The 26270-nt window shown below is 68.6% G+C and carries 23 protein-coding genes; 8 read left to right on the top strand and 15 right to left on the bottom strand.

From position 1 onward, the window contains the following. Positions 1–217: 217 nt before the first annotated feature. Positions 218–1405: a sensor domain-containing diguanylate cyclase gene (locus tag AB1L88_RS07210; RefSeq protein WP_367095971.1), complete on the bottom strand. Its 1188-nt coding sequence runs from the start codon at positions 1403–1405 to the stop codon at positions 218–220. Between the two features lie 230 nt (positions 1406–1635). Continuing rightward, complete coding sequence (locus AB1L88_RS07205; protein ID WP_367095970.1) at positions 1636–1845, bottom strand: hypothetical protein; 210 nt, start codon at positions 1843–1845, stop codon at positions 1636–1638. A gap of 274 nt (positions 1846–2119) precedes the next feature. Between AB1L88_RS07205 and AB1L88_RS07200 the strand changes: the two genes are divergently transcribed. The 5 genes from AB1L88_RS07200 (at position 2120) to AB1L88_RS07180 (ending at position 8579) form a co-directional block, all read left to right on the top strand. Continuing rightward, positions 2120–4543: a DUF1549 and DUF1553 domain-containing protein gene (locus AB1L88_RS07200; protein ID WP_367095969.1), complete on the top strand. Its 2424-nt coding sequence runs from the start codon at positions 2120–2122 to the stop codon at positions 4541–4543. A gap of 30 nt (positions 4544–4573) precedes the next feature. Continuing rightward, positions 4574–5224 carry a Uma2 family endonuclease gene (locus AB1L88_RS07195; RefSeq protein ID WP_367095968.1) on the top strand — a complete coding sequence of 217 codons (651 nt, stop codon included), beginning with the start codon at positions 4574–4576 and terminating at the stop codon, positions 5222–5224. A 56-nt stretch (positions 5225–5280) separates the two neighbouring features. Then, positions 5281–6744, top strand: coding sequence for a DUF1501 domain-containing protein (locus AB1L88_RS07190; protein WP_367095967.1), 1464 nt, complete (start codon positions 5281–5283; stop codon positions 6742–6744). A gap of 207 nt (positions 6745–6951) precedes the next feature. Beyond that, entirely contained in the window at positions 6952–7596 is a 645-nt protein-coding gene (locus AB1L88_RS07185; protein ID WP_367095966.1) for an RNA polymerase sigma factor, read from the top strand. Continuing rightward, positions 7593–8579 carry a hypothetical protein gene (locus AB1L88_RS07180; protein ID WP_367095965.1) on the top strand — a complete coding sequence of 329 codons (987 nt, stop codon included), beginning with the start codon at positions 7593–7595 and terminating at the stop codon, positions 8577–8579. The genes AB1L88_RS07185 and AB1L88_RS07180 overlap by 4 nt, the downstream gene beginning before the upstream one ends. Positions 8580–8697: 118 nt before the next feature. Here the strand turns inward: AB1L88_RS07180 and AB1L88_RS07175 are convergent, their stop codons facing one another. The 8 genes from AB1L88_RS07175 to lysS form a co-directional block, all read right to left on the bottom strand. Then, the gene (locus tag AB1L88_RS07175) at positions 8698–9243 is read right to left on the bottom strand and encodes an NUDIX hydrolase (protein ID WP_367095964.1); all 546 of its coding nucleotides are present in this window, start codon (positions 9241–9243) and stop codon (positions 8698–8700) included. Next, complete coding sequence (locus tag AB1L88_RS07170) at positions 9240–10418, bottom strand: pyridoxal phosphate-dependent aminotransferase (protein ID WP_367095963.1); 1179 nt, start codon at positions 10416–10418, stop codon at positions 9240–9242. The genes AB1L88_RS07175 and AB1L88_RS07170 overlap by 4 nt, the downstream gene beginning before the upstream one ends. Before the next feature lie 59 nt (positions 10419–10477). After that, a complete protein-coding gene (locus AB1L88_RS07165) occupies positions 10478–10936 on the bottom strand; it encodes a universal stress protein (protein ID WP_367095962.1) in 459 nt (152 codons plus the stop codon). A gap of 347 nt (positions 10937–11283) precedes the next feature. Beyond that, positions 11284–11736, bottom strand: coding sequence for a hypothetical protein (locus AB1L88_RS07160; protein ID WP_367095961.1), 453 nt, complete (start codon positions 11734–11736; stop codon positions 11284–11286). Positions 11737–11837: 101 nt separating this feature from the next. Then, on the bottom strand, positions 11838–12707 hold the full coding sequence (gene ilvE, locus AB1L88_RS07155) for a branched-chain-amino-acid transaminase (protein ID WP_367095960.1): 870 nt from the start codon (positions 12705–12707) through the stop codon (positions 11838–11840). A gap of 99 nt (positions 12708–12806) precedes the next feature. Next, on the bottom strand, positions 12807–13517 hold the full coding sequence (locus AB1L88_RS07150; protein WP_367095959.1) for an ABC transporter ATP-binding protein: 711 nt from the start codon (positions 13515–13517) through the stop codon (positions 12807–12809). A gap of 97 nt (positions 13518–13614) precedes the next feature. Then, positions 13615–15021, bottom strand: coding sequence for an FtsX-like permease family protein (locus AB1L88_RS07145; protein WP_367095958.1), 1407 nt, complete (start codon positions 15019–15021; stop codon positions 13615–13617). A gap of 82 nt (positions 15022–15103) precedes the next feature. Continuing rightward, entirely contained in the window at positions 15104–16618 is a 1515-nt protein-coding gene (gene lysS, locus AB1L88_RS07140; protein ID WP_367095957.1) for a lysine--tRNA ligase, read from the bottom strand. 134 nt (positions 16619–16752) lie between these two features. Here lysS and AB1L88_RS07135 point away from each other — a divergent pair, with 134 nt between their 5' ends. Continuing rightward, the gene (locus tag AB1L88_RS07135; RefSeq protein ID WP_367095956.1) at positions 16753–17103 is read left to right on the top strand and encodes a VOC family protein; all 351 of its coding nucleotides are present in this window, start codon (positions 16753–16755) and stop codon (positions 17101–17103) included. 9 nt (positions 17104–17112) lie between these two features. On the opposite strand, the gene AB1L88_RS07130 is transcribed toward AB1L88_RS07135, so the two are convergent. The 4 genes from AB1L88_RS07130 to AB1L88_RS07115 form a co-directional block, all read right to left on the bottom strand. Beyond that, positions 17113–17622 (bottom strand): DUF1569 domain-containing protein, encoded by a 510-nt coding sequence (locus AB1L88_RS07130; RefSeq protein ID WP_367095955.1) that lies wholly within the window; start codon positions 17620–17622, stop codon positions 17113–17115. Between the two features lie 130 nt (positions 17623–17752). Continuing rightward, positions 17753–19027: a nickel-dependent lactate racemase gene (larA, locus tag AB1L88_RS07125; RefSeq protein ID WP_367095954.1), complete on the bottom strand. Its 1275-nt coding sequence runs from the start codon at positions 19025–19027 to the stop codon at positions 17753–17755. A 189-nt stretch (positions 19028–19216) separates the two neighbouring features. Beyond that, on the bottom strand, positions 19217–21115 hold the full coding sequence (locus AB1L88_RS07120) for an AI-2E family transporter (protein ID WP_367095953.1): 1899 nt from the start codon (positions 21113–21115) through the stop codon (positions 19217–19219). Positions 21116–21307: 192 nt separating this feature from the next. Then, entirely contained in the window at positions 21308–22006 is a 699-nt protein-coding gene (locus AB1L88_RS07115; protein WP_367095952.1) for a hypothetical protein, read from the bottom strand. Positions 22007–22308: 302 nt separating this feature from the next. Here AB1L88_RS07115 and AB1L88_RS07110 point away from each other — a divergent pair, with 302 nt between their 5' ends. Continuing rightward, positions 22309–23358 (top strand): aldo/keto reductase, encoded by a 1050-nt coding sequence (locus tag AB1L88_RS07110; RefSeq protein ID WP_367095951.1) that lies wholly within the window; start codon positions 22309–22311, stop codon positions 23356–23358. Between the two features lie 168 nt (positions 23359–23526). Here AB1L88_RS07110 and AB1L88_RS07105 read toward each other — a convergent pair whose 3' ends face one another. Further along, the gene (locus AB1L88_RS07105) at positions 23527–24321 is read right to left on the bottom strand and encodes an HAD-IIA family hydrolase (protein ID WP_367095950.1); all 795 of its coding nucleotides are present in this window, start codon (positions 24319–24321) and stop codon (positions 23527–23529) included. Between the two features lie 256 nt (positions 24322–24577). On the opposite strand from AB1L88_RS07105, the gene AB1L88_RS07100 reads away from it, so the two are divergent. Then, a complete protein-coding gene (locus AB1L88_RS07100; protein WP_367095949.1) occupies positions 24578–26260 on the top strand; it encodes a M20/M25/M40 family metallo-hydrolase in 1683 nt (560 codons plus the stop codon). Positions 26261–26270: the final 10 nt, after the last annotated feature.

Genomic DNA, 26270 nt, shown 5'->3' with positions numbered 1-26270 from the left:
TCTGTTGAGCCTGGTAACGACTTGCGTCGATCGCAATGGCTTCGTTCCGTGCGGCCGGGAGGGTCGTTCGACCCCTTGAGGAGCACCGCCCTCGCCGGCCTGGAAGGGAGGCCAGGAATCAAGACGGCCCGGTCGGGGCGGGCCATCGGGGCGGGGGCCGGATAGGATTGAGCATGGGTGGCTGGTTGCTTGCTTGGACTGCAGGGATTGTTGAGGATCACGGGCAGGCCGGTGAGGGCTCGATCGCCAGGGTGAGGACCGTTTGCGGATCGAACCGGGCGCAGTTGCGGCCCGAGCGTTTGGCGTGGTAGAGGGCCGAGTCGGCGGCCCGGATGAGCGCGGGGATGTCGATCGGGCGGTCGAAGGTGGCGATGCCCAGGCTGGCGGTGACCGGCTCGATCGGCCAGGGGCGGGAGGCGATCGCCTCTCGGAGCCGCTCGGCGACGGCGAGCGCCTCGGGGGCGTCGGAACCGGGGAGGCCGATGATGAACTCCTCGCCGCCGTAGCGCCCGGCGAGGTCGTGGCTGCGGATCTCCTCGCGGATGGTGTCGGAGACGGCCATCAGCACCTCGTCGCCGGCCGGGTGGCCGTGGGTGTCGTTGTACAGTTTGAAGCGATCGAGGTCGAGCATGATCAGGCTCATCGGGAGCCCCTGGCGCAGGCAGAACGAGGCCCGGTCTTCCAGCGCCGTCCGCATGGCCCGGATGTTCCAGAGGCCGGTCAGGCCGTCGGTCCGGGCCAGGGCTTCGAGCAGCGAATTGGCCGCCGCCAGCTCGGCAGACTGGGCCTGGAGGGCCTGGTTCAGCTCCTCGGCCCGTTGCAGTTGCAGGGCGAGCAGGCGTTCGACCTCCTGGCGGCGCTCGACGTCGAGCCGCAACTCCACCTCGGTCATCGTGGAGGTGGCCATTTCCCGGACGACCTCGAGGTCATCCGAACCCCAGTGTCTTGGCTTGCCGTCGATCACGCAGAAGGCGCCGAGGACCTGGCCGGCGGAGGTCGCCAGGGGGGCGCCGAGGTAGGCGATGACGCCGAGGTCACGGATCGCCAGGTTTTGATGGACGAGGGGGTGGATGCGGGCGTCCTGGATGACCAGCGGCCCGGCCGATCGGACGACGTGCTGGCAGAACGAGTGCGAGAGCGGGGTCTCCCTCCGGGAGGCCCAGGGCTCGGGGAGCCCCTGGGCGCTCTTGAAGAACTGTCGGCGATCGTCCACCAGCGAGATCAAGGCGACCGGGGCGTGCAGGATTCGCTGGGCGAGATGCGTCAGGCGGTCGAAGGCGATTTCGGGGGGCCCGTCGAGCAGGTGCGTCTTGCGCAGCGCGTCGAGGCGAGCCGGGTCAACGACGGGATCGACGCCGGGGACGCCCCGGTGCTCGACGGACTTCGCTTCGCTGGGACTGTCCATTCCTCACGCTCGCACTCTCAAAAAAAACGAAAGGACGGTCACGGAACCAGGTACGGAAACGGAACGGATCAAGCCCCGGGGGCGCACCGCCCGGTTGCCCGAGTATTGGAATTCTCAGGGCAAACCTCGGGCCGATCTCCAGATGAGGTTAAGGGATGGGTCGATGGGGCGAGCCCGGCGATGGCACGCTGGGACGGGCAATTGGGCCTCTCGGACTGGTTTCTTTAGTTCTAGGTCGCAATCGAGCGATATGAGGCCAGGTTCATGATCAATTGGTCCGGCGGGGCGACACCGCCCCTCGACAGGCCGAGGGTCGGGTCGGATGGGCCGGAGCCGGTCGATTGCAGTTCGAAGATCGACGCGACGTGGACCCGTCCGGGAGGGTCGCCCGCGAGGCGGGAGGGGACTCGGCGCTTGGCGGCGTCGGGATTGGTGGGCACAATAGGATCGTTCCCGCCCGCACTTGATGCCTCCTTCGTGGACCTGATTGCTCGCCGCCCCGGTCGGCGAGGAGAGCAGCCGGGGCCCCCCGGGACGCGACGCATCGCCTCGGTTGTGGGTGGACGCGGTAAGAGAACGACGTGACGGTGCCACCGCCCCACGCCCTGTCATTCTAGGCAGCACGCCGACCACCAAGGGCCCTGTCTCTCCCCTCGGCCCGCCCGATTTTTCCCCATTGCCCGCTCATCCCGCCTTTGCCTTCGGAGATGGCCCATGCTCCTGAATCGCCGCCCCCGGCGGAGGGATCAGATCGTTCCTGGATGGATGGCCGCCGCCTTGCTCGGCCTGGTGTCGCCGATCGTCGGGGGAGAGGCCGAGGCGATCGCGACCGATTCGGGCGGGCCGACCGCTCCCGCCGAGTCGTTCGACGCCGAGGCGAAGGGTCACTGGGCCTATCTGCCGGTCGAACGGCCCGAGCCGCCGGGGGTGGGCGACCCGTCCTGGATTCGCAACCCGATCGACCGTTTCATCCTGGCCGAGATCGAGGCATTGGAATTCGAGCCGGCGCCGGAAGCCGACCGGGTCAGCCTGATTCGCCGCCTGACGTTCGACCTGACCGGCCTGCCGCCGACCCCGGAGGAGGTGGAGGCGTTCCTCCGGGATGACCGGCCCGATGCCTACGAGCGGCTGGTCGAGGACTTGCTCGAACGCCCGAGCTACGGCGAGCGCTGGGCGCAGCACTGGCTCGACCTGGCGCACTATGCCGACTCGAACGGCTTCGAGCTGGATGCCGACCGCCCGGACGCCTGGCGCTACCGCGACTGGGTGGTGAGGGCCCTGAACGACGACATGCCGTACGATCAATTCCTGGCCTTGCAACTGGCCGGGGATGAGCTGGCGCCGGGGGACGAGTCGGCGTTGATCGCCACCGGGTTCGGCCGGTGCGGCCCCCGGGAGGTCGTCGGCGGCAACATCGACCCGAAAGTCCGGAGGCAGTCGGAATTATCGGGGGTGACGGGGACCGTGGGATCGGTCTTCATGGGCCTGACGATCGGCTGCGCCAAGTGCCACGACCACAAGTTCGACGCGATCCCGACGACCGACTACTACCGGCTCCAGGCCTTCTTCGAGGCCGCCGAGATGGTCGAGCTGCCGATCGCGACCGATGAGGAACGGGCCGCCTACCAGGCCGCCGAGGAAGCGGTGGCCGAGCAAACGAAGCCCTTGAAGGAGGCCAAGGCGGCGCTCGAGGCCCCGTATCGGGCCGCCCTGCGGGCCGCCAAGGAGGCGGCGTTGACGGACGAGGAGCGGGCCGTCCTGGCGATCCCGGACGAGGACCGCACCCCTTTGCAGAAGAAGATGGCCGCCGGGGCGAACCGGGCGCTCAACATCCCCTGGGAAGAACTGGCCGAGGCGGTCGCTGAGGACCCCGAGGATCACGCCGAGCGGGAACGCCTGAAGCGGGCGATCTTCGAGATCGAGCGGACGCTGCCGCCTCCCCCCGCCCGGGTGATGGCGTTGGCCGAGCCGAAGGGGGAGGAGGCGGTCGAGGCCCCCGAGACGTTCGTCTACCGGCGGGGAGATCCGTACAACCTCGGCCCGAAGGTCGGGCCGAGGCCGCTGGGGGTCGTGCTGGCGAACATGGGAGCTGATGCGTTCGAGCCGGACGGGATTGCGCCGGTCGAGGGCCGGACCGGGCGTCGAGCGGCATTGGCCGCCTGGATGACCCGGCCGGAGAACCCGTTGACCGCCCGGGTGATCGTCAACCGGCTCTGGCAGCACCATCTCGGCCGGGGGATCGTGGCCTCGCCGAGCGATTTCGGGGTGAGGGGGGAATTCCCGTCGCACCCGGAATTGCTCGACTGGCTCGCCTCGGAACTGGTCGCCAACGGCTGGCGGCTGAAGCCGATCCACCGCCTGATCGTCACCTCGACGACGTACCGGCAGGCGTCCGACCCGAGGCGGTCGGTGGTGGAGGATCCGGAGGAGATTGCCCGGTTGGCGGGCGTCACGCGGGATCAGGCCGCCGACGACCCGGACAACCTGCTGTTCGCCCGCGTCGACCGGCGGCGACTTGAGGCGGAGTCGCTGCGCGACCACCTGCTCGCGGTGACCGGAGAATTGAACCCGCAGATGGGAGGCCCCGGCATTCGGGCCCCGATCCCGCCGGAGGTCGAGGAGTTGATCTTCACCGAGGCGGAGGAGGTGGACCTCTGGCCGGAGCACCCCGACCCCTCGCAGCACGTCCGACGCTCGCTCTACCTGCATCGGAAGCGGAACGTCCGGCTGCCGATGTTCGACGCGTTCGACTCGCCCGACACGCAGACCTCGTGCGCCGTCCGGGACGTGAGCACGCACCCGCTCCAGTCGTTGATTTTGCTGAACAGCCGGTTCGCGATCGACCGGGCCAAGGCCCTGGCCGGTCGGGTCTGGCGGGAGGAGCCGGGCGACGCGACCGCGAGGATCGAGCGGGCCTATCGCCTGGTTTTGGCGCGATCGCCGAGTGAGGCCGAGGTGTCGCAGGCGATGGCGTTCCTCGATGCTCAGGCGGAATCGCTGGCGGGGCGTCTGGAAGGGGAGGGACTGCTGGCGGCGCCGGTGCCGGAACCTCCGGGCGTCGATCCGGCCGAGGCGGCGGCCTGGGTCGATTTCGCCCTGGCGATGCTGAACCGGAATGAATTCGTGTACGTCCCTTGATCGAAGCCCGTCAGTCCTTGGAGCAAGGCCATGGTCATCGCCGCCGAGTCGATCGAGACGATGGACGACCTGCTGGAGCGGATCGGCAATGTGCCCCTGTCGCGGATCCGGGCGAAGCCCGCGCCGGGGACCGCGACCGAGGCGGACGTGATCGCCGCGAAGCAGTCGCTGAATCGGCGCTGCGAGCTGGTCGAAGGGGTCCTGGTGGAGAAGGCGATGGGTTTCAAGGAATCGGTCCTCGGCCTGGAACTGGGGATGCTCCTGAAACTGTTCGTGAAGGCGAGGAGGCTGGGGCTGGTCGCCGGGGCCGATGGGTTCGTGAGGCTGATGCCGGGGCTTGTTCGGATTCCCGACCTGGCGTTCGTCTCCTGGGACCGACTCCCTGGGCGGAAGATCCCAGACGCACCGATTCCTGATCTTGCTCCGGACCTCGTCGTTGAAATCCTGAGCCCTTCGAACACGAAGGCCGAGATGACGCTGAAACGCCGGAACTACCTCGATGCGGGTGTGCGGCTCATCTGGTTTGTCGACCCCGGTTCGAGGACCGTCCTGGTGATCCATCACGACCGGGAGGATCGACTCCTCGGTCAGGCCGATCGCCTCGATGGAGACGAGATCCTTCCCGGGTTCTCGGTGCAGCTTGAAGAATTGTTTGCCGAGTTGGATCAGACCGGAAACTGAGCGTCGGAGCGACTCTCACACGCCGTGCTCGACACGATTCCCCGGAGTGCCTTCCCATGCCCCGACCGACCCGCCGATGCCCCGGACCGCAACCGATGCCGCCGATCGACCGCAGGGCGTTCCTGAAATCGACGGGGGCGGGCTTCGGCATGCTCGCCCTGGCCGACCTGTTGCGGCGCGACGCGAAGGGGTCGGACGGGGGCGCAGGGAGCCTGAATCCCCTGGCGGAGAAGGTGCCGCACTTCGCGCCGAAGGCGAAGCGGTGCATCTTTTTGTTCATGGTCGGCGGGCCGAGCCACATCGACATGTTCGACCCGAAGCCGGAGCTGGACCGCCTGCACGGCCAGCCCCTGCCGCCGAGCTTCGGGAAGCTGGAGAGCCAGTTCCTCGAAGCCGACCCGATCTGCCTGGCGAGCACCCGAAGTTGGGGGAAGTACGGCGAGTCGGGGATGGACATGTCGGACCTCGTGCCGCACATGAGGGAACATGCCGATACGATCGCCCTGGTCCGGTCGTGCCAGGTGGACAGCGTGATCCACGCCCCGGCGCATTATCAGATGAACTGCGGCCGGGTCTTCATGGGGTACCCGAGCCTCGGGAGCTGGGTCGGCTACGGCCTGGGGACCGAGAACGAGAACCTGCCGGCGTACGTGGTGATGGCGCAGCCGGAGGGGACTCCTGAAGGCGGGGCCCCGTGCTGGGGGGCCGGGTTCCTGCCCGCCGCCTATCAGGGGACCCTGTTCCGCCCGGGGCCGAAGCCGATCCTCGACCTGCAACCGGCCACCGGGGAGTTTTCGAGGGGGCAGCAGCGGAGGACGCTCGACCTGCTCCGGGAGATGAACGAGGCGGATCTGGATCCGGACGACTCGGAGCTGTCGGCCCGGATCGCCTCGTATGAGCTGGCCTTCCGGATGCAGGCCGAGGCCCCCGAGGCGGTCGACCTGTCGACCGAGACGGAGGAGACGCGGCGGCTCTACGGGCTGGATCACCCCAGGACCAACGATTTCGGCACCCGATGCCTGCTGGCGCGTCGGCTGGTCGAGCGGGGCGTGCGGTTCGTGCAGGTCTATTCCGGGGGAGGCCCGGTGGCGATGCAGTGGGACGCGCACAGCGACGTCAATGCGAATCACGAGAAGATGTGCGGCCTGACCGATCAGCCGGTCTCGGCCCTGCTGACCGACCTGAAGCGGAGGGGGATGCTGGACGAGACGCTCGTGATCTGGGGGGGCGAGTTCGGCCGGACCCCGGTGAGCGAAGGGGGGAGCCGCGGGCGCGACCACAACGCGAGGGGGTTCACCATGTGGATGGCCGGGGGCGGCATCAAGGGGGGGACGACCTTCGGCAGCACCGACGAGATCGGCATGAACGCGGTCGAGGACCAGGCCCACATGAACGACCTGCACGCGACGATCTTGCACGCGATGGGCCTGGACCACACGCGGCTGACGTACCTGCACAGCGGGCGAGACGAGCGCCTGACCGACGTAGGGGGCCGGGTGCTCTCGGGGCTCTTCGCGTGATCGGCCGCGCGGGTCGCGGGGATTGGCCGGGCCGCCCCGGGGCGGGGTCCGATCGACGGGTGGGTCTGACTTGACGCTGCCGCGGGTCTGCCGGAACAATAAGGACGCTCGAGCGGTCGCGTCGGCCGGGCCGATCGCGGCCGTTTTCCTTATTTCTCACGCTTTCGGGCGGCGGGAGCGAACTCCCCCCCGGGATTGACCGTAATCATGGTGAAGGCCACTGGACCTGCAATCGCCGACGCCCTCGCCGAGCAATCGGACGAGGTGCTCATGAGTCGGTATCGCGAGCAGGCTCAGACCGAGGACTTCAACGAGTTGGTCCGGCGCTACGAGCGCGAATTGTACCGGTATCTCGCCCGGTACATGGGCGACCGGGCGCTGGCCGACGACGTGTTTCAGAACACGTTCCTCCAGTTGCACCTGAAACGGGGGCTTTACGAGGACGGGCGACCCTTGCGCCCCTGGCTCTACGCCATCGCGACCCATCAGGCCGTCGACGCGTTGCGCAAGGTGGGCCGTCACCCGACGGTGAGCCTTGACCAGCGCATCGAGGGGTCGGACCGGGATCCGGGGGCGCTGATCGACCTCTTGACGGGCGACGAGCCCGGCCCGCTGGTCGAGATGCAGAGCGAGGAGCGCCGGGAGTGGGTCCGTCAGAGCATCGCCAAGCTCCCCGAAGGCCTTCGCCAGACGTTGATCCTGGCGTACTACCAGGATCTGAAGTACCGAGAGATCGCCGAAATCCTCAAGATTCCGGTGGGCACGGTCAAATCTCGCCTGCATGCCGCGGTGGCCAAACTCGCAGAAATGGCCCAGGCGGCTGGTCCCACTGAGAACGGTTCGGTCCCATGAACGACGCCGCCCTCTTCGACGAGGCGTTTGGCCAGCTCGATGACGACGGTCGAGAGCAGCTCGACCTGGCCGCCGCCTCCGACCCCTCCCTCGCCGACCGGCGTGCTCGATTTCGAGGCGCCCTCGCCCTGCTGCTCGACTCGGACGATCCCGAGCCGCCCTCGGATCTTGCGGCCCGCACGACGGCCCGGCTCCGTCGCCATGCCGAAGAGCCCCGGATCCTGGAGTTCGCCCCGTCGCGCCCCCGGGCCCGATGGGTGGACGTGGGGGTGGCCGCGGCGGTGATGCTGATCGGCCTGATGTCGCTGGTCCCCGCGGTCCGCCACCAGCAGCAGAGCGTCAGCAAGCTGATGTGCACGGACAACCTGCGCCAGATCGGCCTGGCGATGAGCCAGTACGCCGCCACGCATCACACGTTCCCGTATGTCGACCCGTCGTGCCCGGCCTCGTACGTCGGGGCGGCCTTCGTGCAACTGAACGAGGACGGCCTGCTGCACGACCACCGGACGCTCGACTGCCCGTGCGACGGCACGTCGAGGACGACCGAGCAGCTCCCGCAGTTCGCCGAATTGCTCGGCCGGGAGCGGCATCGGCCCGGGACCTGCCGGGAGGACATCCGGGTGGATTATGCCTACCACCTCGGCAACGTCCACCCGACGACGAACCGGCCGATCCCGCTGCCGTTCAACGTCGACAATCGGGTCCCGCTGGTGGCCGACCAGCCCCCCTTCCGCCTCGACCGGGCCAGCAGCAACGGCCAGGGGTCGGGCGTGGGGGGGGTGATCCTGGTGGGCAACAGCCCGAACCACGCCGGGGCCGGTCAGAACGTCCTGTTCACCGACGGGCGGGTCGAGTGGCGGCGGACGCGATGGATCGGTTCCTTCGATGTTGATGTGTACCTGAACCAGTCGAACCTGACCCGCCCGGGTGTCCACTTCCGCGATGCGGTGCTCACCCCTTGCGTGATGCGGTTCCGCGACTGAGGAGGCGAGTCGACATCGCTTCGACCGACACCACGATCGAGAAGGCCAGGGGTTCCCGCCGATTTGAAGGGTTGGGAACCCCTGGCCTTTGGTGGAATCGGGGGCCTGGGCGATCGGGTCAGCGAGCGGCGGACGATCGCAGGCGATCCCAGTAGAGGATGGCGAGCATCGATTTCGCGTCCTCGATCCGGCCGTCGAGGGCCATGCCGACGGCCTGATCCCAGGGGACGACGACCGGCTCGATCTGCTCGTCGGCCTCGTGGGCGAGGGGTCCCGGCCGGAGGTCGTCGCAGCGGAAGAGGTACATGCGTTCGGTGAACAGTCCGGGGGAGACCCACCACTCGGTGAGCAGGGTGAGGCGGCCGGCGACGTAGCCGGTTTCTTCCCGGAGTTCGCGGAGGGCGCAGGCGTCGGGCGGTTCGCCGGGGTCGATCGTGCCGGCGGGGATTTCGAGCAAGGACTTGTTGATCGCGTAGCGTCGGTTGCGGATCAGGCAGACGCGGTCGCCGTCGAGCAGGGGGAGCAGGGCGACGGCCCCGCGATGGAGGACCACCTCGCGCTCCGCGGTCGAGCCGTCGGCGAGCGCGACGGGGCGCAGGGCCAGGTCGATCTTGCGGCCTCGGTAGAGGATGCGGTCGTCCTGGCCGATCGGGTGGTCGCTCATCGGGACAGTCCTCCGGCTCGGAAGGCTCGCCAACCGGCCTCGAAGCGATCGAGCCCCTCGAGCAGGGTCGATTCGTCGACGGCGAAGCAGATGCGGACGTGACCTTCACCGCCCGCGCCGAAGGCCGAGCCGGGGGCGACGCCGACCCGGCGCTCGCGGACGAGCGACTCGCAGAGGGCGACGGAATCGCGCAGCCCTTCGAGTTTCGGGAAGACGTAGAAGGCGCCGTCGGGCACGGGGACGTGGACCCCGTCGATCCGGCGGAGGCGATCGACGGCGAGGTCGCGATGCCGGGCGTATCGGGCGATCGCCTCGGCGAGGAAGGGTTCGCCGTCCCGGATCGCGACGCGGGCGGCCTCCTGGGCGACGCCGAAGGCGTGGCTGACGGCGTATTCCTGGAGGAAGGCGAGCGTGGGGGCGACCTCGGGGGGGGCGATGGCATAGCCGACGCGCCAGCCGGTCATCCGGTACGCCTTCGAACAGCTCTGGGCGACGATGGTGCGGGGGCGGGCGGCGTCGATTCCGAGCGGGCTGGGAGCGACGGGCGAATCGGGGTCGAAGGCGATCCGCTCGTAGACGCCGTCGGCGAGGAGCCAGAGGTCGTGGCGTTCGCAGAAGGCGACGAGGGTGCGCCAGTCGTCGAGGGAGGCGGTCCAGCCGGTCGGATTGCCGGGGCTGGCCAGGGCGAGCATGCGGGTGTTCGGGCGGACGGCGTCCTCAAGATGGTCGAGGTCGAGGCGGAAGCCGCCGGGATCGAGGGCGAGCGGGACCTCGATCGCCTCGGCGCCGGCGACCCGGATGGCACCGACGAAGTTCGGCCAGAGGGGCGTGAGGACGATCGCGGAGTCGCCGGGGCCGACCGTGGCCTCGACGGCGAGGTGGATGGCCATCATCCCGCTGGCGGTGACGACGACCAGCTCGCGGCGGACGGGGACGCCGTGCAGGCGCTGATACTGGGAGGCGATGGTGTCTCGGAGTTCGGGATAGCCGGGGTTCGGGGTGTAGAAGGTGCGGTCGGCGTCGATGGCGGCGTGGGCGGCCGCTTTGATGAAGTCGGGCGTGGGCAGGGTGTCCTCGCCGTAGAAGAGGCGGAGCGTGCCGGGGTGCTCGTCGGCCAGGGCGGCGATCGCCCGGATGCGGGAGGGCGCGATGGAGGCGGCGGGGGCGAGTCGCACGGGCAAGGCCCTCGGGGCAATCTCGGGCGGGGAGGGTCGGGGGAGGGCGGTCCGGGGGATCAGGGGGTCTTCTTGTCTCGGATCGTCAGGACGGGGCAGGGGGCCTCGCGGACGATCCGCTCGGCGACCGAGCCGAGCAGGACGTGGGCCAGGCCGGTGCGGCCGTGGGTGGCGACGACGATCAGGTCGACGGCCGATTCGGTGGCGTAGGCATTGATCTCGTCGACGGGATCGCCCCAGCGGACCTCGGTGACGACCCGGGCGGGGCGGGGCCAGTCGGCGGCGCAGAGCGATTCGAGCGTCTGGCGCGACTGGTCCTCGACCTCGCGGTAGTATTCCGGGGGCATGCTGGAGATGAGCATCGGATCCGGCCCGGCGGGCACGACGACGTCGGAGAGGACGTGGATCAGGTGCAGCTCGGCCCCCAGGCGCTCGGCCAGTCCGCAGGCGAAACGGACCGAGCCCTCCGAATGGGAGCTGAAGTCGGTCGGGGCGAGGATGCGGTCGATCTGGAGCATGGAGACCACCGGGGCAGGGGGGCAGCGTCCCTTGAGTCCGCCCCCCACTGAAGGCAAGACGCCGGGGCCGGGCCTGGCATCTAAGATGCGTTGCCATCCCCGAAGAATCAAGGGCCGCCCGATCGCTTCCGAGTGGTCCGATCGGGGGTCCGACCGCGGGAGAGCCCGGGGAGGGACGCGATGATCTGGGAATGGTTGATGATCGGCCTGGGGGCGGTGCTGATCGCCCTCGGCCCGGTGGTGTTGTTCGGGATCGCCTACTGGATGCGGAAGTCGGGGCGTCCGAATTGAATCCGGCCACGCGGCGGAGTGTCCGGGGGACGACCCGGGCGGGACCGGTCGGGGGATCAGCCGGGGGCGGGGGGCTCGTCCCGGCCGGTCGGCTCGTCCCGGGGAGGGGACGCTCCCGGGGCCTTCGGCGAGCGGTCGAACAGGGTGATGAGGCCGACGAACAGGACCGTCGCGGCGATGGCGAAGAAAGGGCCGAGCACGAGGCCCCCGAGCAGCCCCGCGACGGCCCCGGGCCGGCCGAAGTGCCGGTAGCCGAGGATGATGCCCTGCGTCCCGAGCGAGAACTGGGCCAGGGGCAGGAAAATGTTGATGGAATCGATGCCCATCGAACCGCCGACCAGCAGCGCAAGGGCACCTGCGAGTCCGATCTGGAGGGCTTTCCAGGGCCAGCCGATCGGGGCGTTGAGGGCCCAGACGATCCAGGCACTCATGGCGACGATCGAGGCCAGCGCGATCAGTCCGGGCCAGGGGGACGGGCTTCGGCCCGGGCCTCCCGAGGGCGTGGCCATGACGCGGCCCCCGCGATCGATGGACGACCCCCTCGGCGCCGAAGGGGGGTGATGGGGCACGGACGGGTCGGACGACCGGGAATCGATCACGAGGCCGGGGATCAGGAGCGGGTCTCGCCCCGGACGAGGGCGTGGAAGCGGTGGTGCAGGTCCTTCGTGATCGGGCCGGGGTGGCCGTCGCCGATCGGTCGGGCGTCGCAGTCGATGACGGGGATGACCTCGGCGGCGGTGCCGGTCAGGAAGCACTCGTCGGCGGTGTAGATGTCGTGCCGGTCCATCGTCCGCTCGATGACGGTCAGGCCGATCTCGCGGGCCAGGTCGATGACGGCCTGGCGGGTGATCCCCTCCAGGATCCCGGAGTCGACCGAGGGGGTGTGGATGACCCCCTTGAGGACGATGAAGATGTTGTCGCCGGTGCACTCGGCGACGTGCCCCTGGTGGTTGAGCATCAGGGCTTCGAGGCATCCGGCGTTGGTGCCCTCGATCTTGGCGAGGATGTTGTTCAGGTAGTTGAGCGACTTGATCCGCGGGTTCAGGGCCGCCGGGTGGTTGCGGATCGTCCCGGAGGTGATGATCTTCAGGCCGTGCTCGTACAGCTCGTCGGGATACAACGAGATCGTGTCGGTGATGATGATCACCTGCGGGTCGGACGTCCGGCGGGGGTCGAGCCCGAGGCTGCCGGCCCCCCGGGTGACGACGAGGCGGATGTAGGCGTCGGTCAGGTCGTTGACCTTCAGGGTCTCGACGACCGCCTCGGCCAGTTCGGAGCGGGCCATCGGGATTTCGAGGTGGATGGCGCGGGCCGAGGCGTAGAGCCGGTCGATGTGGTCTTCGAGGCGGAAGACCTTGCCGTTGTAGGAGCGGAGCCCCTCGAAGACGCCGTCGCCGTAGAGCAGGCCGTGGTCGTAGACGCTGATCTTGGCGTCGGCCTTGTCGAAGAGCTTGCCGTTGATGGAAACCTTCAGGCTCATGGCGGTGCTCCTCGACGAGCGGGCAAAGGGGGGGCCGATCCCGGCCGGATCGAGGCCCCCGCGGTGGACATCAATCGGGTGACGGATGGGGGAGGGAATTCAGGCGAGGACCGGGGACCATTCTTCCAGTCGGCCCTCGGCCAGCCGCACGACCCGGTCGGCCTTCGAGGCGATGCCGAGGTCGTGGGTGACGAGTATCATAGTGAGCGCCCGTTCGCGGTTCAAGTCGCGGAGCAAGTCGAGGACCTCTCGGCCGGTGTTGGCGTCGAGGTTGCCGGTCGGCTCGTCGGCGAGCAGGACGGACGGGCCGCCGACGAGCGCCCGGGCGATGGCGACCCGCTGCATCTCGCCGCCGGAGAGTTCGTTCGGCTTGTGGGTGATCCGGTGGCTCAGGCCGACGCGGTCGAGCATGGCCTCGGCCTCGGCCCGGAAACGGCGGCGCTTCGCCAGATATTCGAGCGGCCCGTAGCGGATCGTGAGCGGGATCAGGACGTTTTCAAGGGCGGTCAGCTCGGGCAACAGGTGGTAGAACTGGAAGATGAAGCCGAAGGTGCGGTTGCGCAGGGCGTCGCGGCGGCGGTTGGGCAGGTTGTCGATCCGCTCGCCGTTGAGTTCGATCTGCCCGCCGTCGGCGCCGTCGATCAGGCCGATGAGGTGGAGCAGGGTGCTCTTGCCCGACCCGCTCGCCCCGACGATGGCGAGCAGATCTCCCTGGTCGATGTCCAGATCGACCCCGTCGAGCACCGGGACCGCTTCGCGCCCCTTGCGGTACGACTTGGACAGGCCGATCGTCGAGAGATGGGGGACCATCGGGGCCTCCGGAGGAAGGGGATGGGAGGAGATGCGCTGCGCTCGCCGCATCGCGGGCACGGAAACGTCGATCCGGGACGTTTCCCCTGGGGATCGGTCACTCGTACCGGAGCGCCTTGACCGGGTGCATCCGCGAGGCCCGCTGGGCCGGCCAGACGCTGGCGGCGACGGCGATGACCAGGGCGCCGATGACGATCCAGGCGACGGTCAGGGGCTCGACCAGGGTCGGGATCTCGGGGAAGTAGTAGATCGAGTCGTCGAAGACCTTCCGGCCGGTGATCGCGCTCAGGCCCTTCTCGATCTCGTTGATGTACTTGACGAACAGGAGGCCGCCGGTCATGCCGACGAGACTGCCGACCATCCCGAGCGTCAGGCCGTAGCCGAGGAAGATGCCGCGGACGCCCGAATCGGACGCGCCGAGCGCCTTGAGGATGCCGATGTCGCGCGTCTTCTCCACCACGATCATCGAGAAGATGCCGAGGATGCCGAACCCGGCCACGGCGATGATGAAGAAGAGCAGGATGTTGAGGATGTTCTGCTCGACCTGCACGGCGGCGAGCAGGGGGCCTTGCTTCTGCTCCCAGGTGGAGACGAGGAAGCGGGTCGGCCACTTGCCCTCCATCGCCAGGCGGATGTCGCGGGCGAGGGTGTCGAGGTCGGTCCCGGGCTTCGCCTTCACCTGGATCTGGTTGACGAAGCCGTCCTGGCCGCGGAGGAACTGGATGCGGTCGATGGGGACGTAGACCTGCATCGAGTCGTATTCGCTCATGCCGCTCTTGAAGTAGCTGACGACCGTGAATTCGCCCGTCTTCGCCTCGGGGGTGCGGCCGGCGGAGGGGAAGTGCAAGATGACCTTCGAGCCCTGGGGGGCGATGAACATGTCCTCGCCGGTTTCGGGGCGGTGGACGGTGCCGATGGCGTAGCCGAGGATCATGCCGTCGGCCGGGACGAGCGATTCCATGTCCTGGCGGAGGATGTCGGCGAAGGGGTCGTCGGGGTCGGTCTGCTGATAGACCTGCCCCGCGTAGGTGTTCAGGCGGTACTCGTCGGGGACGTGGAAGGTCGGCTCAGCCTTCGGGGGCTCATCCTGACCCGGGCGGGGCTGGTGGATGAGGTACTGCGCGAAGTCGCCGACCTTCGCGCGGTCCTCGGGGCGGACGCCGATGATCTGGACCTCCCGGGTGAGGTGCTCGCCGCCGCCGACGGGGATCATGGCGTAGCCGAAGAGTTGCAGGGAGGGGGCCATGGCGTCGACGCGGTCGCCGACGGCCTCCTGGATGGCGGCCATCACCTCGTCGGGGTTGTCGAAGCCGTTGAGGCTGAAGGACTCGATGATGATGTCGGAGAGCGTGCCGTGCAGGCGCTCCTGCATCATCGTCGAGAAGCCGGCCATGACCGAGTTGACCACGATCATCGTCGCCACGCCGAGCATGACGCTGATGATGCTCGCCAGCGCGATATACCGGGTGCGCAAGTAGCGCCAGCAGAGCAGGTACTTGTACATGGTCGGGCGTCTCCTTACGCCAGCCTATCGATCAAAGGCGTCCACGATCGGTCATCCGCCCGATCATTGTCGAACGGGACACTCAGCCGCCGCCGCTTCCCGAGCTTTGGGGGCGGAGCAAGGGGAAGAGGATCACGTCCCGGATGCTCTGCTTGTCGAGCAGGAGCATGCAGAGGCGGTCGATGCCGATGCCCAGGCCGCCGGCGGGGGGCATGGCGTGCTTGAGGGCCTTGATGAAGTCGTCGTCCATCTTGGCCATCGACTCGTCCTCGGCCAGGCCGGCGAGCTGCGAGCGGAAGAGTTCTTCCTGCAAGTTCGGGTCGTTCAGCTCGGTGTAGGCGTTGGCCAGCTCCATGCCGAGGACGAACAGCTCGAACCGCTCGGCGATCTCGGGGTGACCGCTCTTGCGCTTGGTCAGGGGGCAGAGGGGGGCGGGGTAGTCGATGACGAAGACGGGGCCGGTGAGCCGGTCTTCCACCGCCTCCTCGAACAGCTCGCCGAGGATGACGACGGGGTCTTTCCCGGCGGTTTCGAGGCCGAGGGATTCGGCCTTCGCCTTCACGGCGTCGGCGTCCGTGGGGTCGACCCCGGCGTGTTCGAGGATCAGGTCGTTGTAGGCCTTGCGGGGCCAGGGGGGGGTGAAGTCGACGGTGGTGGGGGCGATCTCCCCCTCGGAGCCGACGTGGATGGTGCGCTGATAGTTGCCGTCGATGGCGTCGATCGCGCCGCAGATGAGGGCCTCGGTCAGGTCCATCATGCTGTGGTAATCGCCGTAGGCCTGGTAGGCCTCCAGCATGGTGAACTCGGGGTTGTGCTTGCGGCTGATCCCCTCGTTCCGGTAGACACGGCCGAGCTCGAAGACGCGCTCCATGCCGCCGACGAGCAGGCGCTTGAGCGGCAGTTCGAGGGCGATGCGGAGGAACAGGTCGATGTCGAGCGCATTGTGATGCGAGACGAACGGCCGGGCGGCGGCGCCCCCGGCGATCGACTGCATGGTCGGCCCCTCGACCTCGACGAACCCGCGCTCCTGGAGCACGCGGCGGATGGTGGAGACGACCTTCGAGCGGCCGAGGAAGGTCTGCAGGCTCTCGGGGTTGCTGAACAGGTCGAGGTAGCGCATCCGGCTGCGCGCCTCGACGTCGGTCAGGCCGTGCCACTTTTCGGGGGGGGGAAGCAGGCTCTTGCCGAGGAAGGTGACCGACTCGGCGAAGACGGTCAGCTCGCCCGTCTTGGTGAAGCCGAGGGTGCCGTCGACGCCGATCAGGTCGGAGAGATCCAGTTCCTTGGCGAGCTGCCAGGCGTCGGGTCCGACCTGCTTCTTGCCGAGGAAGACCTGGATGCGGCCGGTCCAGTCGCGGAGGTCGAGGAAGTGGACGTTCCCTTGCACCCGGCGCAGCATGATCCGGCCGGCGATCCGGACGCGGGGGCCGGGGGTCTCGTCGCCCGGCTGGGCGGCCTCGGGCTCTCGGGAGCGGACCTGGGAAATGGCCATGTGGTCGTCGAACCGCTGGCCCCAGGGGTCGATCCCCAGGCCTTCGATCCGCCGGAGCTTCTCCAGGCGGACGGCTTCCAGGTCGTCTTGCTTCTCCTCGGACATCCTCGGACCTTCTTGGGTGCGGCCGATCGGGCAGTGTGTGCGTAAGATGAGGCAGATTTTAGCCATCCTGCCCGGTCGGTCAACGGCAACCGATCGGGGAGGGTGGCGGAGACGACACACGAGACGCGAATCCGATGACGCTGTTCATGACCGAGCTGCACGTCGTTGATCCCGAGCGGCTGGCCGGATGGTACGCCGAGGTGCTCGGACTGCGGGTCGTCTTGCAGGATGCTCCGAAGGGATTCGTGCTTCTGGAGGCTCTCGGGGGTGGTCGGTTGGCGTTGAAGCGGTCGGACGAGCGCGGTCGCGGGTGTCGCCTGGTCTTCCAGGTGGAGGACCCGGACGCCGAGCGGGTCCGCCTGGAAGCGTTGGGCGAGGCGGTCAGCGAGGCGAGCGACAACACGGAGGAGCAGTATCGGGAGGTCCGACTCAGCGATCCGGAAGGGACGCCGATCACCCTGTTCGCCTGGTCGAGACAGGGTTGATCGAGGTCATCAAGGGGGCCCTGATGAGGCGGTCTCGACGCCGGCGGGGGCCTCGGCGACGGGCTGGGCCTTGGGGATGAGGAAGCTGAGGTGGTGGGCGCAGTGGACCCAGTTGACCTGCTTCCACTGGTCGACGGTGAGGTCGGCCACCGGGTGTTTGGGGAGCGGGCCGGTCGCGTCTCGGGCCTCCTGCAAGGTGGCGATGCAGGCCTCGATGGCGGCGGGGTCGTCGGGGCCGTCGGGGCTGGTGGGGACGAGTTCCTTCGGGACGGGGAGGCCGGTTTTCATCCGGCGCGTCTTGATGACGTGGCGGAAGATCGGGCCGGTGATGGCGGTGCGGACGATCCAGGGCAGGCGGCGATCCGAGCCGTCGAGGCCGACGCGGAGGGTGGCCCGCAGGTGATCGCACATCTGGGCCAGGTTCCACTTGCCGAGCTTCGTGTAGCCCCCCTGATGGAGCTGACGGATGTCGGCGATCACGGCGTCGGCGTCGCGGAAATCGAGCGATCGGCGCTGCATGGGAGGAGGCTCCGGGATCCCGTCGGGTTCTTGATCCGACTGGAGCGATCGTACCGAGGCCCGAGGCTCGTGGGGAAGTCGGATCGCTGCGGGTGGGCCTCGCCAAACGGGCCCACCCGCGGGCGGGAGGTCACGCCCCGACCGTCGCGAGGACGTAAGGGCCTTTCGGGATGACGGCGACGCGGGCGTCGGGGCCATAGTCGGCGAGGGAGGCGGTGACGGCCGCTTCGACCGACTCGGCCGGCTCGACGAACAGCTCGGAGAGGGTGGCGGCGGGGATGCCGTCGGAGACAATCTTCACGCGGGCCTTGCGGCGGACCTTGGCCAGCTCTTCGAGCTGCCACTGGTCGAGCACGAAGTATTCCTTGCCGAGGACCTTCTCCATGAAGACTTCGAGCGACGGGTTCTCGCGGAAGAGGCTCTGGAACTCGGGGCTGCCGATCCCCTCGGTCAGGCTGGCGGCGATGATGATGGTACCCCCTTGCTTGACGATCGGCAGGGCGCCGGTCATCCCCTTGACGGCCTGGTAGAAGGTGGTGTCGAGCGGGTAGCCGGCCGAGCTGGTGACGACCACGTCGACCGGCTCCTGGACCCTGGCCGTGACGACGTGCTCGATGAACCGGACCCCTTCGAGGAAGGCTTCCTCCATGTCCCCGGCGACGACGGAGGTGACCCGGCGCTGCTTGTCGAGGGTGACGTTGACGATGAAGTCGCAGCCGGCCATGCGGGCGATCCGGGTGTTCTCCTCGTGCACGGGGTTGCCTTCGAGGAAGCCGCAATCGGCCTTCGGGTGTTCGAGGAAGTCGGGGCCGTGCCAGATCTTGACCGTTTCGAGGGCGGCGATGCCGGGGCAGATCAGCTTGCGGCCCCCCGAGTAGCCGGCCATCAGGTGCGGCTCGATCAGGCCGGTGGCGATCTTCAGGTCGGCATTCACGTAGCGGGAGTCGATCCAGGCGGGGACCCCCTTGGGGGTCGTGCCGAGGAAGGTGTGTTCTTCGAGGACGGTGCCGTGGTGGTCCTCGACGCGGTAGTCACGCGCGATCTCGGCGCCGAGCATCTCGATGCGTTCGGCCTCGGTGCTGGGCCGGTGCAGGCCGGTGGCGACGAGGATGAGGACGTCCTCGCGGGCGATGCCGGCCTCGTGCAGGATCCGGAGGGTCGGCCGGAGGATCAGCTCGTTGGGGACCGGCCGGGTGATGTCGCAGATGAGGATGCAGGCGGTTGTCTTCCCCCGGGCAACCTCGCGGAGCGGGGGGGAGCCGATGGGGGCCTCCAGGCCCGCGACGACGGCGGCCTCGGGGTCGTCGAGGGGGGGGACGTCCTGGATTTCGAGGGGGCCGATGACCCGGTCGTCGGGCAGCTCGACCTCCAGGCCGGTGCGTCCGTAGTCGAGGGTCACGCGCATCGAATTCGCCTCCGGTCGGTCGGGGGGTGGCTCGCCGTGATCGCCCCGGGGCCGTCGGGGTGACGGACTCGCCCGGGGCGAAGGCACGCTTCCATGATAACCGATTCCGGGGGGCCGGTGCGTGGGATTGATGCTCGCCCCCCGATCGGGGAAGGGAGGCGGGCCGGGCCGGGGGGCGGCGGCCGCGAATCACGGCAAGGCCGAGGCCTCGGCGCTGGGCTTCGGCTCGCTGGCCTGACGGTTCTGGAGCCCTTCGAGGGCCTCGGGCAGGTGCTCCTTGACCTCGGCCACGCTGAAGACGACGCGGTCGGCGCCCATCTTGGTCAGGCGATTGCGGGCCTTCTCCCCCCCGGCCTCTCCCCAGCGGCCGGCCCAGAGGGGCAGCTTGGCGTCGAGCGCCTTGATCCGCCGGACAAGATAGCGGGCCGAGGTCAGGCCGACCGGAGGCAGGTAGGAGAGCAGGACGATCTGATTCTTCGAGCCGGAGAGGTGCTCGGACGCTTCCAGGGGAGATCTGGTCGCGTTGATGATCTCGACCGGGATGCCGAGGGGTTTCAACGACATCTGGATCATGCGGAGGACCATCGTGTCGGCGGCGTCGTTGGTGGCGAGGCCCAGCACCTTGCCGTTTTTCCGGGTCTTCGGCCGGATCAAGGTGTCCTTGGTCGTCGACTCCTCCCGCGCCTCGAGGTCGTCGAGGATGGTGCGGGTGGTGGTCCAGATGAAGATCTCGTCGGATTCCTCGATGACGCTCCGGGCCAGGTCCGACTCGGCCCGGGACAGGGCGGGGATCAGGATCTGGTCGAAGATCTGCTCGAGCGAGAAGCCCTCTTCGAGCGCCGCCTCGATCACCTCGAAGGCGGCGTCGGAGTCGTGGCCGAGCAGGCGTTGATAGAACTGGGCGTCGCGCTCCAGGACGACATCCTCGCCGAGCATCGTGGCGAACACGTTGAGCGCGGGGACGTATTTGCCGAGGACGGCCAGGCAGACCGTGAGCGGGGTCGACAGCAGGAGCCCGATCGGCCCCCAGAGCCACGTCCAGAACATGGCCATGACGAGCAACCCGACGGCGGTGATGCCCGCCGTCCGGCCGTAGATGATCGGCTCGAGGACCGAGTTGGAGATGATCTCCAGCGTGGCGAAGAGGGCGATGACCATGAGCGGCTCGTACCAGCCTTCGCCGAGCGTGACCGAGTAGGCCAGGGGCAACACGAAGGCCGACCACGGGCCGACGTAGGGGATGAAGCGGAGGACCGCGGCGAGGAAGCCCCAGAGCACCGCGTACGGGACGCCGATCAGGTACAGGCCCAGCCCGAGGATGGCGCCGCAGGTCGCGTTGTAGAGCGAGAAGATCATCAGGTAGCGGCTGATCCGCTGGCCGGCCTCTTCCAGGGTCCGGGTGGTCAGGCTCACGTGGCTGGTGCCGATGACCTGGATCAAGCGGGCGTTCAGGTTGTCCCGGGTCAGGAGGATGAAGAGCGTGAGGATCAGGACCAGGAAGAAGATGGCCGCCGGCCCCAGCAGCGGGCCGACGGCGTTCTGGAAGCGGTCCTGGATGGAGGGGCGATCGACCACCTCGACCGGGATGATCGGGTCCCCTTCGATGGTCGACCGGCTGGTTTTCGGGAGGTTAAACCCGGGGGCGCCGGGCGACTCGGACAGGGCGATCTCGCCCGGGTCGTCGCCTCCCGCTCCCTCGGCCCCGGGGTCCGGCTCCTCCATGACCTCCCGGGTGACCTCCTCGACGACCTGGCCGACCTGGCCGACGGCCGAGGGGGATTGCCCCTGGAACAGGCCCTTGACCTTGAGCTTGATCTCCTCGCTCTGCGAGACGACCTCCTCGGCGAGCTGCCCGAACTGCATGAAGACCATCGTGCTGATCCCGCCCAGGGCGCCGAGCACGACCAGGACGCACGCGGCGGTCGCCACCGCCCGGGGGATCCCTCGGCGTTCGAGCCACGAGGCCATCGGGGCCAGCACCATGCTGAACAGGACCGCCAGCGCCAGCGGGCGCAGCACCTCGGCCGCGAGATACATGAAGGCGATGACCGCCAGGATCAAGACGGTCACGATGACCGGGTGATTCATCTTGAGGCGAACGGTTCGATCAGCCAAGGGAGGGAACCTCACGCGGGTGGTCTTCGGAGAGGGGGAGCGTCGAATCGACCGAGAGTCGTCAAGAACTGACCAGTATGCGCATTTCGAGGCCACGCCCCGAGGGAAAAAACGCGGGGCGTGGCGATCGATCTCGATTGGGGTCGGATGATCACCCGAGCGACGTCATCGCCGGGTGACCATGGTGGTGCGCTTGACGCCGATCACCGGGACGGGCAGCGGCAGCTCTCCGGAGCCGACCAGCGACCCGACGATCACCGCGGCGAGCGAGACGAAGACCCCGAGGAGGGACCACCAGGCCGCCTCGCGGGACACTCGACTGACCTGCTCGCGGTTGATCTCGCTGGCGGGGTCGTCGGCGAAGGTGCGGAACTGGTCGACCTGCTCCTGGGAGAAGCCGGCGTCGGCCATCCAGCCGGCCATCCGGTCGACGTTCGCCCCGGGGGCGGCCGTCGCGCCGTCCGTGTACGCGCCGGTCGCGCCGCCGACCATCCCGCTGAAACCCGCCCGGACCCCGGAGGCCAGCAGGGCCAGCATGCCGATGAAGAGCAGCCCCCAGAGGATGAGCCCGTAGAGGACCGCCTCGAGCTTGCTCTCCCCCACCGCCAGGCGACTGGTCGCCCAGCCGCCGAAGAAGAACGAGATCAGGAGCGTGAGGGCGGTGAAGATGGCCGTCCCCAGCCCGATCTGGGTCCCCTGGGCATTGCGGGCCACCGCCTCACCCAGCAGCGCGAGCCCGAGCAACATCAGGACGACGTAGAAGGTGACGGCGACCATCGCTCCCGCGAAGATGGCCTGCCAGCTCACCCGACTGCGGACCGCGAGGATATCAGTCGGATCGGGACGTCGCATTTCGTCTGCCATGATTCAAGACCTCGAAGCTGAGGGGGTGTCGAGGAGCACGCCGGGGACGATCGCCGCCGATCGCAAGCGGATGCAACCTCGGAGTCGCGTCACCGGAACACAACTCACGCGAGGGTCGGAACGATGCAAGAGCTGTGCCGTCGCCCTCGGCACGGACCTTGCGGCACTCACGTTCCGATGCCAAGATGACCGCCGAGAACGGACCCCTCGGACCCGCGGAGGCCGGTTCCGAGCCGAACCGCCCCCAATGCCTCCGGCCGATCGCTCGCCGTTCGTTTGTTTTTTCTTGCTGAGGAATCGCCATGCAATCGCAGTCGAACCAGAATCGCCGAGAGTTTCTCCAGGCGGGCGTCGTCGGCCTGACCGCCGCCGGGATCGTCGGAGCCGCGCAGGATCAGGGGACTCCGAAGAATGACGGCGGGGTTCCCCTGCGACCCTTCGGCCGCCATGCCGACGAGCTCGTCACCGCCATCTGCCTCGGCGGCCACCACGTCGGGCGGGCCCAGGACGAGGCGGACGACATCCGGCTCATCCAGCAGGCGATCGACGAGGGGATCACCTTCCTCGACAACGCCTGGGACTACCACGACGGCGGCTCCGAGGAGCGCATGGGCAAGGCCATCGCCGAGGGCGGCCGCCGCGACAAGGCCTTCCTCATGACGAAGGTCTGCGCCCGGGACGCCAAGACGGCCCGGGAACAGCTCGAGCAGAGCCTCCGACGCCTGAAGACCGATCGCCTCGACCTCTGGCAATTCCACGAGATCAATTATGACAACGACCCCGCCCTCATCACCCAGCAGGGCGGCGCCCTCGAAGTCGCCCTGAAGGCCCGCGAGGAGGGGAAGATCCGCTACATCGGCTACACCGGGCACAAGGACCCCCGGATCCACCTGGCGATGCTCGACATGCCGAGGGACGCCGGCTACTCGGACTTCGAGTGGGACTCGGTCCAGATGCCGATCAACGTGCTCGACGCCCGTTACCGCAGCTTCCAGAATCACGTGCTGCCGAAGCTGGTCGAGCGCGGCATCGCCGCGATCGGCATGAAGAGCCTCGGCGGGGCCGGTGAGCTGGTCAAGGACGCCGGCATTGCGGTGGAAGACGCCCTGCGGTTCGTCTTCTCGCTGCCGATCACGACCCTCGTCTCGGGGATCGACTCGCCGGAGATCCTCCGGCAGAACCTGGAGATCGTCCGCAACTTCTCGCCGATGAGCGAGGAGGAGCGCGAGGCCCTGGCCAACCGCCATCTCCTGGTGGCCGGCGACGGCCGCTTCGAGAAGTTCAAGTCGACCCAGAACTACGACGGGCCGTACCACCGCGAGCAACACGGCTTCGCCGTCAGCACGGGCTGACCTGACCCGTCGATCGTCCCGATCGATGCCCGGGACACTTCCAGCAGGCCGGGACCCGATTCCTCGCATCGCCGGGGAGTCGGCGGCCGAACTGCCGATTCCAAACTCGCCCCGAGGCGGCCCGCGATCGCCGATGCAGGTCTCGGGAACCGGACGCGGAGGGCCGAATCAATCCGCCGCGTCCTTTTGCTGCGCGACGAGTTGATCGACCGGGATCTGCCCCACGTCGTCGAAGACGAAGGTCGGTCGATACGGGAACGATTCGATCTCGTTCCGATCGGTCACGCCGGACAGCACCAGGATGGTCTGCATGCCGGTCTCGGTCCCGCCGATGATGTCGGTGTCCATGCGGTCGCCGATCATGAACGACTCGGACGAATGGGCGCCGAGCTTCCGCAGGGCCGTCCGCATCATCAGGGGGTTTGGCTTGCCCACGAAGTAGGGCTTGCGGCCGGTCGCCAGCTCGATGGGGGCCACCAGGGCGCCGCAGGCCGGTTGCAGCCCGGCCTCGGAGGGGCCGGTCAGGTCGGGGTTCGTGGCGATGAACCGGGCACCGCCGAGGATCAGGCGGATGGCGTGCTCGATCGTCTCGTAGTCGTAGCGCCTCGTGTCTCCCACGACGACGTAATCCGGGTCGCGCTCGGTGAGGTGATACCCGGCCTCGTACAGGGCGTTGGTCAGGCCCGCCCCCCCGATGACGAAGGCGGAGCCTCCCGGCCGTTGCGTCCTGAGGAACTCGGCGGTGGCCAGGGCCGAGGTGTGGAAGGCGGAGTCCTCGACCACGATCCCCAGGTGTTCCAGGCGGTGTTTCAGGTCGCGGGGGGTCCACTGGCTGTTGTTCGTCAGGAAGAGGAACGGATGCCCGCCGCCCCGGAGGCGATCGACGAACTCTCGGGCGCCGGGGATCAGGCGGTGGCCGTGATAGATCACCCCATCCATGTCGATGACGAAGCTGACGGGCATGGGCCGGGAATCTCCTGACGGATCGGCCGACCGCCGGCACGACGTCGCTCGGGGGGGGCCCGCGCGACGGCCGGCGAGCCGCTGCGATCGCGCACCATCGTAGCCGAACCCCGGCCGGACCACCACGGCCGAGCCTCGATTCGATCCGATCCTTCGAGGCCGGGGGCGGGGACTGTCGGAACGGCGCACGAGCTCGATATCCTGGAGCCTTCGGATGCTCGACGCCGTCATCTCCTCCGGAGTAAGAGGTTTCTTGATGCACGCTCCATTGCTGCCTCGAATCGCGGTCGCCCTGGGGGCCTGTTGCGCCCTGGACGCCGCCCGGGCCGAGACGCCGAGCGTCTCGGAGCCGGCCGCGCTGGTCGAATCGGCCCCGGCGACCGCCACCATCACCGAGCCGGAACTGGCCGGGCACCTGCAATTTCTCTCCTCCGACCTGATGAAGGGCCGAGACACGGCCAGCCCGGAAATCCGGATCGCGTCGGAATACCTCGCCACCCGACTCTCGACCCTGGGCGCCGAGCCGGTCGGCGATCTCGACGGCGACGCCCCGACCTACTTCGCCCACTTCCCGCTCGAATTCTCGACCCCGGAGATCGAGGGGACCGAGCTGACCATCACGATCGAGCAGGACGACGTGACCTGGGAAATCGCGGGGAAGGTGAAGGAGGATTTCATCCTCGTCCCCCGGAACCTGGCGCCGGGGGCCGTCGAGGCGCCGGTCGTCTTCGCCGGCTACGGGCGGACCGGGACCGGTGACGAGCCGAACGACTTCGACGCGGTCGAGGTGAAGGACCGGATCGTGCTGGTGCTCGACGGCCTGCCGCCGGGCGACGAGCCGGAAGCCGAGGGCCGCCGCAATGCCCAGGCCTCCGGGGCGAGTTCCTTCACCAAGCTGCAGGCGGCCCGGGATCGAGGGGCGCTCGCGCTGCTCGTCGTGCACCCGTTCGACTCCGGGGACACCCGCCCCTATGCCGAGTCGAACCCCTTCGCCCTGCGCATGTTCGGCCGGCGATCGATGACGCTCGGCGCCTCGTCGAACGACGGGACTCCCTTGCTCTTCCTCGAAGACCGCCTGCGCGACGGGATCGACGAGGCTCTCACCCTGTCGGACGATCCCGCGACCCCCCGGGAGCTGGAGAGCACCCGGGCCCGGTTCGCCTTCGCTAGCACGGTGGAGCTGATCGAAGACCGCAACGTGATCGGGATGTTCCCCGGCCGCGACGAGGAGCTTCGGCGCGAGGTCGTCGTCTACAGCGCCCATTACGACCACGTCGGCGTGATCAACGGCGAGATCCACAACGGCGCCGACGACAACGGATCGGGCACCAGCGCCCTGCTCGAAGTCGCCCAGGCCATCGCCGAGGGGGAGCGGCCCCGGCGTTCGGTGGCGTTCCTGTGGGTCTCGGGCGAGGAGAAGGGGTTGCTCGGGTCGCGGTGGTGGAGTGAGCACATGACCCTCCCCAACGGTTACGAGGTCGTGGCCAATATCAACATGGATATGGTCTCGCGCAACGACCCGAATCGGGTGAGCATCACCCCCTCTCCCGAGCATCCCGACTACTCCACGATCATCCCCGCCGCCGTCGCCGCGCTCGAACTCGAGGCGATGGAGGCGGATTTCGACGCGGACCAGTTCTACGCCCGCACCGACAGCTTCAACTTCGCCCGCCTGGGCATCCCGATCATCTTCTTCTTCGCGGGAGTCCACGACGACTACCACCGGCCCGGCGACGACTTCGAGAAGGCCGACGTGGGCAAGGCCGTCCGCATCTCCCGGGCCGCCTACCGGCTCGGCTGGGCCATCGCCGAGGCCGATGACCGCCCCCAGAAGATTCGCCCCGAGACCGAATCGGACGCGGACGCGGACGAGGACGCCGAATCGAAGGCCGATGCCGAGGCCCAGGCCGAGCCTGCGGGCGCCACGCACGACCACTGACCGGAGCCGG

Source organism: Tautonia sp. JC769 (assembly GCF_040717455.1).
Classification (GTDB): Bacteria; Planctomycetota; Planctomycetia; order Isosphaerales; family Isosphaeraceae; genus Tautonia.
This window is presented reverse-complemented; position numbering and strand designations above follow the sequence as displayed.